14 protein-coding genes are annotated in these 15,095 nt (G+C 40.7%); 3 read left to right on the top strand and 11 right to left on the bottom strand.

What is annotated here, in order from left to right; all coding sequences use genetic code 11:
* Positions 1 to 457 precede the first annotated feature (457 nt).
* From AACW90_RS18500 to dusA, 7 genes are all read right to left on the bottom strand, one after another.
* On the bottom strand, positions 458 to 1,237 hold the full coding sequence (locus AACW90_RS18500) for a phosphoadenylyl-sulfate reductase (protein WP_390237375.1): 780 nt from the start codon (positions 1,235 to 1,237) through the stop codon (positions 458 to 460).
* Positions 1,230 to 2,945: an assimilatory sulfite reductase (NADPH) hemoprotein subunit gene (cysI, locus tag AACW90_RS18495; protein WP_390237372.1), complete on the bottom strand. Its 1,716-nt coding sequence runs from the start codon at positions 2,943 to 2,945 to the stop codon at positions 1,230 to 1,232. Before cysI ends, AACW90_RS18500 begins: the two co-directional genes overlap by 8 nt.
* Entirely contained in the window at positions 2,945 to 4,762 is a 1,818-nt protein-coding gene (locus AACW90_RS18490; protein ID WP_390237369.1) for an assimilatory sulfite reductase (NADPH) flavoprotein subunit, read from the bottom strand. The genes cysI and AACW90_RS18490 overlap by 1 nt, the downstream gene beginning before the upstream one ends.
* A 123-nt stretch (positions 4,763 to 4,885) precedes the next feature.
* Positions 4,886 to 5,116 carry a hypothetical protein gene (locus AACW90_RS18485; RefSeq protein WP_195704494.1) on the bottom strand — a complete coding sequence of 77 codons (231 nt, stop codon included), beginning with the start codon at positions 5,114 to 5,116 and terminating at the stop codon, positions 4,886 to 4,888.
* Positions 5,117 to 5,302: 186 nt separating this feature from the next.
* Positions 5,303 to 5,950: a TIGR04219 family outer membrane beta-barrel protein gene (locus tag AACW90_RS18480; protein ID WP_390237366.1), complete on the bottom strand. Its 648-nt coding sequence runs from the start codon at positions 5,948 to 5,950 to the stop codon at positions 5,303 to 5,305.
* A gap of 83 nt (positions 5,951 to 6,033) precedes the next feature.
* The gene (gene pspG, locus AACW90_RS18475) at positions 6,034 to 6,243 is read right to left on the bottom strand and encodes an envelope stress response protein PspG (RefSeq protein ID WP_195704496.1); all 210 of its coding nucleotides are present in this window, start codon (positions 6,241 to 6,243) and stop codon (positions 6,034 to 6,036) included.
* Between the two features lie 192 nt (positions 6,244 to 6,435).
* Entirely contained in the window at positions 6,436 to 7,437 is a 1,002-nt protein-coding gene (gene dusA, locus AACW90_RS18470; RefSeq protein WP_390237363.1) for a tRNA dihydrouridine(20/20a) synthase DusA, read from the bottom strand.
* A 450-nt stretch (positions 7,438 to 7,887) separates the two neighbouring features.
* On the opposite strand from dusA, the gene zur reads away from it, so the two are divergent.
* Together zur and AACW90_RS18460 are read left to right on the top strand one after the other, a co-directional pair.
* The gene (zur, locus tag AACW90_RS18465; protein WP_390237396.1) at positions 7,888 to 8,325 is read left to right on the top strand and encodes a zinc uptake transcriptional repressor Zur; all 438 of its coding nucleotides are present in this window, start codon (positions 7,888 to 7,890) and stop codon (positions 8,323 to 8,325) included.
* An 11-nt stretch (positions 8,326 to 8,336) separates the two neighbouring features.
* Complete coding sequence (locus AACW90_RS18460; protein ID WP_195704499.1) at positions 8,337 to 8,798, top strand: chemotaxis protein CheX; 462 nt, start codon at positions 8,337 to 8,339, stop codon at positions 8,796 to 8,798.
* 128 nt (positions 8,799 to 8,926) lie between these two features.
* On the opposite strand, the gene pgi is transcribed toward AACW90_RS18460, so the two are convergent.
* The gene (pgi, locus tag AACW90_RS18455) at positions 8,927 to 10,579 is read right to left on the bottom strand and encodes a glucose-6-phosphate isomerase (RefSeq protein WP_390237360.1); all 1,653 of its coding nucleotides are present in this window, start codon (positions 10,577 to 10,579) and stop codon (positions 8,927 to 8,929) included.
* A 317-nt stretch (positions 10,580 to 10,896) separates the two neighbouring features.
* On the opposite strand from pgi, the gene AACW90_RS18450 reads away from it, so the two are divergent.
* Positions 10,897 to 11,316, top strand: a complete 420-nt coding sequence (locus AACW90_RS18450; RefSeq protein WP_390237393.1) for a secondary thiamine-phosphate synthase enzyme YjbQ — start codon at positions 10,897 to 10,899, stop codon at positions 11,314 to 11,316.
* A gap of 48 nt (positions 11,317 to 11,364) precedes the next feature.
* Here AACW90_RS18450 and AACW90_RS18445 read toward each other — a convergent pair whose 3' ends face one another.
* From AACW90_RS18445 to AACW90_RS18435, 3 genes are read right to left on the bottom strand one after another with little or no spacing between them, the layout of a single operon-like run.
* Positions 11,365 to 12,579 (bottom strand): BamA/TamA family outer membrane protein, encoded by a 1,215-nt coding sequence (locus AACW90_RS18445; RefSeq protein WP_390237357.1) that lies wholly within the window; start codon positions 12,577 to 12,579, stop codon positions 11,365 to 11,367.
* The gene (gene alr, locus AACW90_RS18440) at positions 12,576 to 13,673 is read right to left on the bottom strand and encodes an alanine racemase (protein ID WP_390237354.1); all 1,098 of its coding nucleotides are present in this window, start codon (positions 13,671 to 13,673) and stop codon (positions 12,576 to 12,578) included. Before alr ends, AACW90_RS18445 begins: the two co-directional genes overlap by 4 nt.
* 14 nt (positions 13,674 to 13,687) lie before the next feature.
* Positions 13,688 to 15,082: a replicative DNA helicase gene (locus AACW90_RS18435; RefSeq protein ID WP_195704504.1), complete on the bottom strand. Its 1,395-nt coding sequence runs from the start codon at positions 15,080 to 15,082 to the stop codon at positions 13,688 to 13,690.
* Positions 15,083 to 15,095 lie beyond the last annotated feature (13 nt).

Below are 15,095 nucleotides of genomic sequence, written 5' to 3'. Positions count from 1 at the left end.
TCAAATTAGGTCACTCAGTTCATTGAAACCGTTGTTGATTTCGTGCCCTAAGGCAGAGAATCATCTTCGATTGTCATCAACGAGTGCCCACACAGATTGATATAGGTTTAAATTGTTAAAGAGCGTTACTTCTCGGTTGCTGTAAAGCTTTCCTTGAAGCGGACGTGCATTCTAGCGATTTAAAGTGAAGAGTCAAATACTTTTTCATTTTAATTTCGAAGGCTTTTTCAAGCTGCTCGTCTTACTGATTTATCCGCAAAGCCTTGTGGGCTCTACCGTGTCAGTGAGGCGCATTATAGAGAACGAATTATCTTTGGCAATACTTTTTTTGCCTTTTTTGAAGAAAAAATGACACTTGAATCTAATTCCTATTCTACGTGTCATTTTTACCATTTTACTCATAGGTGGCTAACAAGTTATCCACAGACTTATTATAAACTGATTATAAAATAATCATTTATATGCCTGAACCAGCTTCTTGGAAGTCGTCGTCTTCATGAAGTCCACATTCTCTTTTCAGCCCGAAAAATCGTGTTTCTTCTTCTGTCATTCCCGCTTCCCACTTTTTTGTCGTGTGAGTATCGCCGACAGACAAGTAACCTTGATCTCGTAACGGATGATATGAGAGGCCGTTTTCTACTATATAGTAGTGCACGTCTTTATTAGTCCAGTCTGCGATGGGCAAAAACTTGAACACACCATTTTGTATAGACAAGATGGGCAGGTTTGCCCGAGAGCTGGATTGCTCTCTTCTTAATCCAGAAAACCAAACCTTCGCTGAAAGTTCATTGAGTGCCCTTCTCATAGGCTCGACTTTATTTATCTTATTATATTTCTCTATTCCGCTTACGCCTTGTTCCCATAATTTACCGTGTCTCGCTTCTTGCCAAACCGAACTTTCTATTGCACGAAAAACCTTCAGGTTTAGATTCAGCTTTTCTGCCAGCTCGTCGATAAAAAGGTAAGTCTCAGGAAACAAGTAACCTGTATCGGTTAAGATTACGGGAATGTCTGGCTTAATCTCATTCGATAGGTGCAGCATCACTGCGGCTTGAACACCGAAACTCGATGAGACTACATGGTTCCCAGATAGGTTTTCTATTGCCCACCTCACACGCTGTTGAGCTGATAGCAATTCTAACTCACCATTAATTTCAGCCAATTTCAGGCTTTGTTCCACCTTATTTAGTGCTAACAGTTCACGTAAGTTAAGCGTTGCATTAAAAGTATCACGCATAAAAGTCTCTCTTAGAGATAATCACTTCCTCGATAATTCCGACTCGTATGGTGAAGTCACCAAAACTCTCATTTTCGTCACGTTCTATTGCCCACCTACCGATCAAGGTATCTAACTCTTCTAGAATCTGCTTGTCCGTGATGTTCTCTTTATACATCTTTGGCACCCGAGTCCCAGCTCTATTCCCGCCTATATGTAGATTGTATCTGCTTGGTGCCTTACCGACTAAACCAACTTCCGCTAACATTGCGCGGCCACAGCCATTTGGACACCCCGTCACTCTTAGAATAATGTTGTCTTGTTCTGGAAGGCTATGTTTCTTCAAAATGCCTTCAACATCGGTAACAAATTGAGGCAGGATTCGCTCCGCTTCCGCCATCGCTAATGGACAAGTGGGAAAAGCAACGCAGGCCATAGAGTTTTGTCTTTGAAGTGAAACTGTGTCATCAACTAATCCATGAGCGCGAGCGATAGCATCAATTTTGTCTTTTTGGTCAGCCGTCACTCCTGCAACAATTAGGTTCTGATTCGCGGTCATTCGAAAATCACCTTTATGAATCTTGGCTATTTGAGCCACACCTGATTTTAGCGGCTTATTCGGAAAATCAAGTAATCGGCCGTTTTCGATGAATAGAGATAGGTGATACTTACCGTCAATTCCTTTTAGCCAACCAATACGATCTCCGCGTGTTTTAAACTCATACGGACGACTATTTAGAAATTGAACATTCGCCCTTTTTTCTACCTCCGCCTTAAACACGTCAATACCCACTCTATCTAGGGTATATTTGGTTTTTGCATTTTTACGGTTAGATCGATTCCCCCAGTCACGCTGGGTCGTAACGACCGCAGCGGCAACGTCTAACGTTTTATCCAAAGAGATAAAACCAAAGTCGTCCGCTTTTCTTGGGTATGTAGAAGTATCGCCATGCGTCATAGCAAGTCCACCCCCAACAAGTACGTTAAACCCTATAAGCTTTCCATCTTCTGCTATGGCCACAAAATTAAGGTCATTCGCATGAACATCAATATCGTTGTTTGGAGGAATAACCACTGTGGTTTTGAATTTACGAGGCAGATAGTTACTTCCGAGGATCGGCTCTTCGTCTGTCGTTTCAACTTTTTCGCCGTCTAACCAAATTTCAGCATAGGCACGGGATTTTGGTAACAAGTGCTCACTTATTTTCTTCGCCCACTCATAAGCTTCTTGATGTAATTCCGATTCAATCGGGTTGCTAGTACACAGTACGTTCCGATTAACATCACCAGCAGTAGCAATGGAGTCAATACCAATGGCATTAAGTGTTTGATGCATTAACTTAATGTTTGGCTTTAAGACACCATGAAACTGGAATGTCTGCCTTGTTGTGAGTCGAATGCTTCCATAAGAGGTGTGCTCATCTGAAAACTTATCTATGGCTAACCATTGTTGCGGAGAAATAATTCCACCCGGCATACGCGCTCTAAGCATGACATTATGCAATGGCTCTAACTTCTGCTTTGCACGTTCCGCACGAATATCTCTATCATCTTGCTGATACATGCCATGAAAACGAATTAGCTGAAAATTGTCATTTGTAAACCCACCAGTAATTTGGTTTTTCAAGTCCAATTTAATTGTTCCGCGAAGGAAGTTACTCTCTCTTTTAAGGCGCTCATTATCAGAAAGAGGTCCTAATTCTTCACCTATTACTACTTGCTCATTCATTAGTACACATCCCTCTGATAACGCTTCTGCTTGCGTAAATTGTTGATAAATTCTTCTGCGATTTCTTGGCTTAGCTGACCATGCTCTTTAGCAATAGTAATTAGCGCATCATTAACATCTTTGGCCATTTGAGTCGCGTCTCCGCATACGTAGATATATGCGCCTTGTTCAATCCATTGCCAAACCTGTTCTGCATTTTCTAATAGCCGATTTTGAACATAGACTTTTTCTTTTTGATCTCGACTAAAAGCGACATCTAGCTTTGTCAAAAGACCAGATTTAAGGTGTTTCTGCCATTCAACCTGATAAAGAAAATCTTGCGTTAAGGTTCTATCGCCAAAAAATAACCAATTCTTACCCTCAGCACCTCTATTATCACGTTCCTGCACGAAACTTCTGAATGGCGCGATACCAGTACCAGGCCCTATCATGATAAGCGGTGCATTATCGTCCGCTGGTAATTTAAAGTTATTATTGTTCTCAACGAATACCTTCACTTTGCTCCCTTCTTCAAGGCGCTGTGAAAGGAAACCTGATGCTCCACCATGACGTTGTTCTTCACCTTTTTTATACTCGACAAGTCCAACGGTTAAATGGACTTCATCTTCAACTTCGGTTTGAGCTGAAGCGATAGAATAGAGGCGTGGTGTTATTTTGCGGAAAAGCCCAACCAATTCTTCAGCTGATAGCTTTGTTTTCTTTTCAGTAAGTACATCAATCACCTGAGTATTCGATGCGTATTGACGTAACTTATCTTTATCTTCAACAAGTTTTTGTAACTTTTTGCTACCTGAAAGCTCTGCATATTTAGTGACAAGTTGCGGGTTACTCGCAGTAATTTCAAATTTGGAAATAAGTGCATCACGAAGTGATACGCTTTCCCCTGATACATTCACACTCTCAACACCTGAGAGTCCAACTTGATTAAGAACCGCGTCAACAAGATCCGTTCCGTTTTCATACCATACACCCAGAGCATCACCTGGCTGATAAGTGATACCTGAACCATCCAAATCGATTTCGATATGACGGACATCTTTACCAGAATCACGACCTGTAATTTTTTGATTGGTCAGCAGAGAAGCTGTGTATGGGCTCTGTTTTGTATAAAGACTAAGACCCGTCTGGGTAGAATTCAGCGTCTGAACGGCTCCAAAAGAAATGGAACTAGATAACGCTTCTTTAACTTTACTTAATGCATCAGTACTCCATTGTTCCGTTGATTCATCATAATCAACATCGCAATCAAGTCGCTCGATAAATGAAGTTGCTCCCAATTTGGCTAAATACGTATCAAAGTCTTTGCCCGTTTGACAATAATACTCGTAGCTTGAATCACCTAGAGCGACAACGCCATATTGTAAACCATCCAATTTTGGTGCCTTTTTCGATTGCAAGAATTCATGCAATTCAATGGCATTATCTGGCGGTTCACCTTCACCATTGGTCGAGGCCACAAAAATCACATGTGTTTCTTTAGCTAGGTTCTTACCTTTATAATCACTTGCATCAAATAACTTTACAGCGATACCTTGAGCTTCTGCTGCCGATTTAATGGACTCCGCAACACCTTTTGCATTACCTGTTTGGGATGCAAAAATAATAGATAGCTTGCCCGTTGGCTCAGAGCCATTTTCAGCCAATGTTTGGATATTCGGTGCATTTACTTCAGAAGACTGAGTCTGACTTAGACCCCAAAAATAACCGCTAACCCAAGCTAACTGCTGGGGAGACAGTTCTGATATGGCTTGTTTTAACTGACCTGTTTGTTGGTCATTTAGCGGACTTGCTAGTGCTGAGAGTTCCTTCGATAACATTGTCACGACATTCCTATTAGTTGCGTGACTATAGATTAACCACTCACGCTAATAACAAGAAAGAATAGAAGTTCATGTTTTATAACTTTTTGAGATAAGGAAGCTTAAAAAAGCGGTATTTCGTTATTTTTGTTCAACCCTAACTTGATTAAATCCAACGGCCATTGCCGATTTAGAAGCCAAATCCAAATCAAGATATTGACATCCTTCACCTTCAGAGTCGGTCAATAACACAAGCCCACCATGAGCATGTCTAAATTCAACTATCCAGCTTCCATCTTGCACCGAAGGTTCGATAATGGCTTCGATAAGCTGATTTTCCCTATATAGCGTTCTTAATTCTGTCAGCGTCATAGCAACTTTCCTTATCGCCCATTAGCCAAATAATGCCGCATTCGAGTGAATATTATCTGTAACACGTAAATTAAGCATGGCTCATAAGCTTACATATGTTAAATAATTTTTAGTTTTTATTACTAACAGGTATAAAAAAACACCACGTAATAACGTGATGCTTTAAAAATCAAACAATGTTGTTATCTACAAAATAACACTGACACCAATAAACCAACCATCTACGAATACCGTCGCCTCATTCTCTTTATCTTCATAGAAAGTGTAGTCCATGACTCGATACCCTGTTCTCAAAGCAACATCCACCGTCTGTAGAGCAAGGGTGTATTCGAAGCCTGCAATAAAGTCGGCTGTTTTTTTATTGCCACTATTATAAAAATCGAACTGCCCTATGATATCGATATCGGTCTTGGGGATACCTATTGCTCCATTCGCGTATAAGCCCCATGTTGTCATATTGAAACTTTCATCCGTACCTAAATAGGTATATCGACTATTTTGGTAATTTGATGCATTAATACCAAGATCGAGAGCTAAAGTATCGTGCTCTATAACATCGTAATAAAACGTAAAATCATATTTATCAAAAGCCGTTTGCTGAGAATCAATTTCACTGTATCTAAACTTGAAATGCGGAGCGTATGGGAGATCGGTTTCTAATATGAGGGTTAAGAAAGGCGTTTTGTCTTCATCATAACGTACATCATTGACCTTAGTACTTCCCCACCAATAATCTAAACCAACCTCACCACGGTAAAAATCGTCTGCCATTGCCGATTGAGCAAACAGTGCCATTACACAGCCAAACAACAACTTTTGTCCCATTTGTACCATTTCAATCTCCCTTTCATTAACCCTTCAGTAACTCTTTGATACTAGCATAGTTAATAATATAGAAATTCAACAGGTTCAATCCATTAACGAGCAGACACAATGTAATTTTTGTAAACCCACACACCAATTGCGATCACAATAATCCAAGGCAACAATTTAATTATAAAACCGACCATACCCATCAAAAACATGACAAATATTGAAACGCCTAGTGCAATAAACACCGTCATCATACTAAGCCCAGTAAAAAATAGGATACCGATAAACATGATAAAAAATAGTAATTCGAACATAACACTCTCCCGTAGATTCCCACACCTGATTGATTCGATTAAACATGGGATTGGTAGATAACATAGCAGGATCCAAGCCACATTTTATTTAAATAAAAGTTCTTACATATCAAGTAATAAAGAACTATCAACATGAGCCTTGGTGGTTAATTGCTTTTTTACTGGTAAATTTCACCACCAATATGGTGAAATTTACACGTTAAGTTCTTTTGGTATTTTTGCTAATGCCGTTTCTACCACTTCAACACCTGCCCCTTTTTTATGCGCATTTTCACTAATGTAACGACGCCATTGACGCGCTCCAGGCATACTTTGAAAAAGCCCCAACATATGACGTGTGATATGCCCCAACTGAGCCCCGTTTTCTAATTGGCTTTCGATATAAGGGTACATTTCATGGACCACTTCACTGCGTTTCTTAATTGGCTTTTCTCGTCCGAAAATTTGTTGATCAACTTGAGCAAGAATATAAGGGCTCTGATAGGCTTCTCTACCAACCATAACACCATCAACATGCTTTAGATGCTCAATGGATTCTTCTAATGTTTTCACTCCGCCATTTAAGCCTATATTCAAATGTGGAAAGTCCAGTTTCAACTGATACGCTCTTTCGTAATCTAGAGGTGGAATCTCTCTGTTTTCCTTCGGGCTTAAACCACTTAACCACGCCTTACGTGCATGGATAGTAAAATCATTACAACCACCAAGTTCATGCACTTTAGTAATAAAAGTAGTTAAAAACTCATAGGAATCCAAATCATCAATACCAATGCGAGTTTTAACGGTAACTGGTATATCAACCACATCTTTCATTGCTTTGATACAATCAACAACAAGATCGGGCTCTGCCATCAAACAGGCCCCAAAACGTCCGTTTTGAACACGATCAGAAGGACAACCTACATTCAGATTAATCTCATCATAACCACGTGTTTGCGCCAATTTTGCACAGGCAGCTAAATCAGCCGAATTAGAACCTCCTAACTGTAACGCAAGAGGATGCTCCTCTTCGTTATAAGCTAAAAAGTCACCTTTGCCATGAATGATCGCGCCTGTTGTCACCATTTCTGTATAGAGCAACGCCTCTTGAGTCAACAAGCGATGGAAGTACCGACAATGCCTATCCGTCCAATCGAGCATGGGCGCAATGGAGAAGCGTGAACTAGCGTATTTACTGGGTTTATCGGTGTTCATTAAGATTTAGTCTCAAAATATGTTACGTAATAAAGCCACAAACTACCCAAAATTTACCTGAGTTATTTTCTATAACGCTCTTAAAGTCCTCCTTTATTGAAAGCAGGACAATGACGAACTGCATCATCAAAACACGTCAACGATAAAGCGGTGACTTAAGGTTTAAGGTAATCGTTAAAAAGAGTTCGCGCATTATACACAGAGAAAGCAAAACTCTAAAAAGAAAGTATACGCTAAGTCATTCCTCTCACTTGTAATTTGGTTTTCCCATAAACATAAGAGATCTAGAGAAGGCTAGCATTTTTACCTTAAATATTAATTTTGATTTTCGATTAACTTGATCCCTCATTACCTTTCGCTTAGGGTATGAATTGCTTTCCAAGTATTATGTTTGGAAAATTAGTGTATTATTATAAAAGTCCAGTTTTAAAGGTGGCTGATTTGGACATTATGTTACTTGAGCATGTATCAGGTATTTGTGAGGCTCGAGGGGTTAGATTTACACCCCAGAGAAAAAGAGTATTTGAACTGATTTGCACCAATAAAAGTGCATCAAGTGCTTACGATCTGCTGGAACAACTAAAAAAGAGTGAACCTCAAGCTAAGCCACCAACAATATATAGAGCACTAGATTTTTTGCTAGAACAAGGGTTCATCCATAAAGTTGAATCTAATAATAGCTTTATATCCTGTTGCTCATGTGGTCAAAATGAGCATTACTCCCAACTTCTAATTTGTGACCAGTGTGGTAATGTTGCTGAACTACAAGATGATAATCTGATGACCTTGCTTGCTGGCAATGCCGAAAAGCACGGGTTCAAAATAACAAATCATGTCCTTGAAACACACGGTACTTGTAAAGCGTGTCTTTCAATCATGAAACAATAAGAAAGAGTGTTATGCGCGCTGAATTTGTAAACCCGTTTTTAGCTTCTTTGATGAACGTATTAAAAACAATGGCCTCCCTAGAGCTGAAACCGCTAAAACCGAGAGTCAAAAAAGATGAAATCGCTCGTGGTGATGTATCTGGTCTGATTGGTATGGTCGGTGACAAAAGTAAAGGCTCGATGTCTATTACTTTTGATGAAGGTCTCGCACTAGAGATCATGCAGAATATGCTGGGTGAACGTCCAAACGGTATTAATGAAGAAGTCACTGATATGGTGGGTGAAATCACAAATATGGTTACTGGTGGAGCGAAACGAATTTTATCTGATAGTGGCTTTGAATTTGATATGGCGACCCCTATCGTTGTATCCGGTAAAGGGCATACTATTCGCCATAAATGCGACGGGGCAATAATTATAATGCCTTTCACCTCCGAATGGGGTAACGCGTTTATTGAGATTTGTTTTGAATAAAACTGATTTTTAAAACCAAAAATAAAAAAGGTTGATGTGATACATCAACCTTTTTTTGTTTTCCAAAACGTAATGCGTAAATAGCTTGCTCTCGATAAACAGGAACAAGCTATTTAACATCTCATCTATTAAGCTTTGTACGTTTTAAATGCGTTAATTAGACCATTTGTTGAGCTGTCATGTGAATCGATTGGTGATTCATCGGCTAGTTCAGGAAGAATTTGGCTCGCTAGCTGCTTACCAAGCTCCACACCCCATTGGTCAAATGAGAAGATATTCCAAATAACACCCTGAACAAAGATTTTATGCTCATACATGGCAAGTAAGTTGCCTAGTGTACGGGGGGTAATTTGTTTAACCAAGATAGAGTTAGTTGGTCTATTACCTTCGAACACTTTAAATGGTACAAGGTCTTTGACTTCTTCTGCTGTTTTACCTGCTGCGATAAATTCAGCTTCTACTTGTTCTTTGCTCTTACCGAAAGCAAGGGCTTCCGTTTGAGCAAAGAAATTAGACATCAGTTTCTGATGGTGATCACCGGCTGGATTGTGGCTGATTGCAGGCGCAATGAAATCACAAGGAATCAATTTAGTGCCTTGGTGAATTAACTGATAAAACGCATGTTGTCCATTTGTACCAGGTTCACCCCAAATAATTGGGCCTGTTTGGTAGTCAACAGCTTCGCCATTGCGATCAGTGTATTTACCATTCGACTCCATGTTACCTTGTTGAAAATAGGCCGCAAAACGATGCATATATTGGTCATAAGGTAAGATTGCCTCTGATTCTGCACCATGGAAATTGTTGTACCAAAGACCTATCAAAGCAAGAATAACGGGGACGTTTTTCTCAAATGCAGTGTCAGAAAAATGATTATCCATATCGTGAGCACCGGCCAACAGCTCAATGTAATTATCATAACCGACACAAAGTGCAATGGACATACCAATGGCTGACCAAAGTGAGTAACGACCACCAACCCAGTCCCAAAATTCAAACATGTTTTCAGTATCAATTCCGAACTCTGCTACTGCTTTTCCATTTGTAGAAAGCGCTGCGAAATGTTTCGCTACGTGGGCTTCGTCACCCGCAGAGTCAAGGAACCAAGTACGTGCTGAGTGCGCGTTTGTCATCGTTTCTTGAGTAGTAAATGTTTTTGATGCAACCAAGAACAATGTTGTCTCAGGATTCACTTTTTTCAATGTTTCTACGATATGAGTACCATCAACATTCGAAACGAAGTGCATGTTTAAATGGTTTTTATAAGGTGTTAACGCTTCTGTTACCATATAAGGGCCAAGGTCCGAACCGCCGATACCAATGTTTACAACATCAGTAATCGCTTTGCCTGTATAGCCTTTCCAGTCACCTGAAATAACGCGATCGGTAAAGCCTTCGATCTTTGTCAAAACCGCATTTACATCAGGCATGATATCTTTGCCTTCTAGCATGACTGGTTTGTTACTACGGTTACGAAGAGCACAATGTAATACTGCGCGTCCTTCTGTTTGGTTGATTTTCTCACCTGAGAACATCGCGTCGATTGCTGCCTTCAATTCTGTCTCATCGGCAAGAGCAAACAATTTTTCCATTGTCTCTTGATTGATTAAGTTTTTTGAGTAATCAACCAGAATGTCGTCACCAAACTTAGTAGAAAAGTTTTCAAAACGATCTTCGTCTAATGCAAATAACGTATCAAGCTCCATATCTTGTGCTGATTCAAAATGCGTTGTTAAAGCCTTCCAAGCCTTTGTTTGCGTTGGATTAATATTTTTCAACATAGTCTCTGTCCCGATGCCACAGTAGGTTAAATTCAATTAAACGTAGACGAATTTCTACGATAACTGAATAGCCAAATTAAAAATAAAATTTTCTCGTTATTGAAAAATGAGCGTTTATTTCGATGAAAACTCACTTTGAAAGCCGTATTTTCAACGATCGACAGTCTCAATTGGCTCTTTTATTATAATTAGAGTGAGATTATGACGTAACTGCACAGATTTAGTATTGAGTTACATCAGTTCTCAATTTGATCACTAGTTTTACCTGTTCGGCGTTATAATTTAAAGTACTTTCTATAAAGTTGAGTAACTTTCCTATGTGGCAACAGGCGACAATTCACTTACAACCTAAAAGCAGGGGCTTTCATCTCATTACAGATGAAATCCAGCAAAACGTTCAAGAAATTTCGGCCATTTCAATAGGCCTTCTTCATCTGTTTATTCAACATACCTCAGCAAGTTTGACACTTAATGAAAATGCAGATCCAACGGTACGATCCGATATGGAAAGTCACTTTCATAAGTTTGTGCCAGAAAGAGCGAGTTATTATCAGCACATATATGAAGGAGATGATGATATGCCTGCACACATAAAAGCATCACTACTTGGTGCCAGTATTACCATCCCTATCAGTAATGGAAACTTGGCTCTGGGTACTTGGCAAGGTATCTATTTAGGAGAACATAGAGAGTATGGCGGTTCAAGAACCATCATTGCGACAATTTCTGGAGAATAACCGTAAACTCTATTCGTAGCGGAGGTTCTATTGATGCCTCCGATAACATTAAAATGGTTGATTCACCATTACACGAAAAATACTATCTTCACTTCCCCATGCAACCTCAGTACGAACAACGACGCCCTCTACTTGAAAACGAATCGCACCACCGGCGCTCCATTTCATATCTTCATGCAGGGTCTTTAAGTCATATTCATCTGCTACTCGTCCTACATCCGTAAACGCGACCCATTGCCACCATGGCACATTATATAGGCTGAATACTGGCCATGAACCCAAGGGTTGCCATTCAGGCATCACTCTATATTCCGCGGTGTAACTGATAGCAGATCGACCATGAAAACGCCCGGCAGTAAAACTTCGCAATCGAAATAATCCACCAAGCTTTACACTTTCATATTCAGGAGGGCGTTGGCATTGATTGTTTGAACAATTATTCCATGTCGGGGTATCTGCCGTATAAACACTGAATGCCAGAACTTGCTTATTGAAAAAATCGTTTAGGGGGCCGATATCCCAGTACTGACTATTATGTAAGGCCACTACCGCCCATTGGCTATCGTTTTTATATTCTGGAGAATAGGTTACTTCGACTTGCGTTCTAGACCCTTCTGTTGGGTTCCTATTATCATTCTGATTATTCCAATCAAATTCTAATTTAACTCCCCACGTTTCTTCGGCACTTTGGTCGTTTGTACTTAACTCTCTAGAGGCAAAAAAAGGTTGGATTTCAAATGAGCTAACACCACTTGTAAATGGGTTTGATCCTTTGACCTCTCGATTAGGCGTATACCCCGCTGCTACACCAAGGTTTTTACCTTCTCCCCACGGCAAAATATATCGAAAAGAAAAACGATACTTCTCTTCAATACCTGTTGTCTCTGTTACATCCAATGACGAGGAGTTATTGTTGCCTTGATCTCCAAGGTAATAATCGTAATCTACAAATTTACCATTATACAATTCAACGCCTAATAGCCAGTTTCCAGGCGCTTGATAATTAGCAAGTGCGCCGTAAGTAACATAAGTATCTTTGTCAGAATAGAGCCCCATGACCAATAGACTCATCTGGGGTTGTAGAATACCCGTCGCTACACCAGCAACACCAACGGTATTACCCATGGAATCCGAGGTGAAAAAGAAGGGAACAACAGCAGAATCTGGAACCCAATTTGGCCAACCATTACTGTATGCAGGTGTACTGCATACCAATAAAATAAAAGATGAAATGAGGCTGACAAGGAAGGTTAAAGCTTTCATTCCTTTCGCTCAGTGAGATATTGCATCTCAACTCGAGGAGTTAACTTAGTAACCAGTTCATAGGCGATCGTACCGATATGTTTCGCGACGTTTTCCACTGGCAGTGGCGCTCCCCATAGAATGACCTCATCGCCTACGCAATCTATTGCTTCTGGCCCAAGATCGATAGTAAGCATGTCCATTGATACTCGCCCCGCAATAGGCGCGATTCTACCGTTAACCCAAACGGGTGTTCCATACGGAGCCGTTCTAGGATAACCATCACCGTATCCAATTGCGACAACCCCGATCTTAGTATCACGTTTGCTGGTCCAGATAGCACCGTAACCCACGCTTTCACCCGCCTTAACGTCTCGTACAGCAATTAAGCATGATTTAAGGGTCATAACAGGCTTGCAGTGGTAATCTGTCGCGTCATCGTCTGAGAACGGTGACACACCATACATAATAATCCCGGAGCGATTCCATTCTAAGCGGCTTTCCGGCCACACAAGAATACCAGCTGACGCCGCAATCGAACGTTCACCTTCATACGGTTCGGTTAGTTCTAGAAATAATTTCGTTTGCTCTAACGTGACTGGGCTTTGTCGTTCATCAGCGCAGGCAAAATGGCTCATAAAACGAATCGGCTTGGCAATATTATCGCAACGATTAATTCGATCAACAAAGTCAGAAAAATGTTCCGGCCTAACACCAAGTCGATGCATACCGCTATCAAGCTTAACCCATACTTTGACTGGCGTTTCGAGTGTTGCCTGCTCTAAAGCCTCAAGTTGTTCAATGCTATGAACCGCGGTCTGAATATTATTCGTCGTCAAAATAGGCAAATCAAGAGAAGAGTAGAATCCTTCTAAAAGCAGAATAGGTTTTACTATCCCTCCCGCCCTTAATTGCAGAGCTTCTTCTATACGAGCGACACCGAACGCGTCCGCGCTGTCTGAATTTTGAGCGATTTTCAATAAGCCATGACCATAGCCATTAGCCTTCACTACAGCCAATAACTTACTGTTAGGCGATTTTTGACGAATGATATCTAGGTTGTGTCTAAGTGCTCGTAAATCAATAACGGCAGTGGCTGCTTTCATATAGCTCATGGACTATAACCTTATTATTCGTCGTCAAATGCAGGGCCTGCATAGTTATCAAATCGAGAATATTGACCTTGAAAGGTAAGCCGAACAGAACCGATTGGGCCGTTACGTTGCTTACCAAGAATAATCTCAGCTATACCTTTCATCGTACTATCTGGATGGTAGACCTCATCCCTATAGATAAACATGATCAAGTCGGCATCCTGCTCGATAGAACCCGATTCACGTAAATCGGAGTTTACTGGTCGTTTATCAGCACGTTGTTCTAGGGAACGGTTTAACTGCGAAAGCGCAACAACCGGGACATTCAGTTCTTTAGCCAAGGCTTTAAGCGAGCGTGAAATTTCTGCAATTTCTAACGTACGATTTTCGCTAATTGAAGGGACGCGCATTAATTGAAGGTAATCTATCATTATCATGCTTAGGCCTCCATGTTCACGTGCCACTCGTCTTGCACGCGAACGAAGTTCAGTCGGTGTTAGACCTGAACTATCGTCAATCAGCATATTTTTCTTTTCCATTAGAATACCCATGGAAGAAGAAATACGAGCCCAATCTTCATCATCTAATTGACCCGTACGAATCTTGGTTTGATCGACTCGAGAAAGTGAAGCAAGCATACGCATCATTAGCTGTTCTGCGGGCATCTCTAATGAGAATATAAGTACTGGTTTATCTTGAGACATTGCCGCGTTTTCACACAGGTTCATTGCGAACGTCGTTTTACCCATAGATGGACGAGCTGCGACGATGATTAAGTCGGAACCTTGTAAGCCTGCCGTTTTTTTATTGAGGTCAGCAAAACCCGTATTTAGCCCAGTAACACCATCTTGAGGTGATTTGTAAAGTATCTCAATACGTTCAAGCGTTTTTTCCAAGATGGAATCCACACTTTGAGGGCCTTCATTTTCACCTGTTCTTTCTTCGGCAATGGCAAATACTTTACTTTCTGCAAGGTCTAGCAAATCTTCAGATGTTCTACCTTGAGGATCATAGCCCGCATCCGCAATTTCATTCGCGACACCAATAAGGTTACGTACTAATGCTCTCTCGGCAACGATATCTGCATAAGCATTAATGTTCGCTGCACTTGGTGTATTTTTGGCAAGATCCGCTAGGTAAGCAAAACCGCCAACCTCTTCAAGCTGTTCTCTTTGCTCTAGGAACTCAGATAACGTAATAAGATCTAATGGGTTGCTATCTTCTAATATCGCTTTGACACCTTCAAAAATATGACGATGCGGTCGACTATAAAAATCTTTTGCTACCACTCTTTCTGAGACAGTATCCCAACGTTCATTATCCAGAAGCAATCCCCCTATCACTGACTGCTCAGCTTCCAGAGAATGAGGTGGAACCTTAATTGCGTCTACTTGGGTGTCGGCAATATTTTTGTTTCGGATTTCGACCATGGTGATACTCAAT

The sequence above is a fragment of the Vibrio frigidus genome (assembly GCF_042465995.1).
In the GTDB taxonomy this organism is placed as follows: Bacteria; Pseudomonadota; Gammaproteobacteria; order Enterobacterales; family Vibrionaceae; genus Vibrio.
This window is presented reverse-complemented; position numbering and strand designations above follow the sequence as displayed.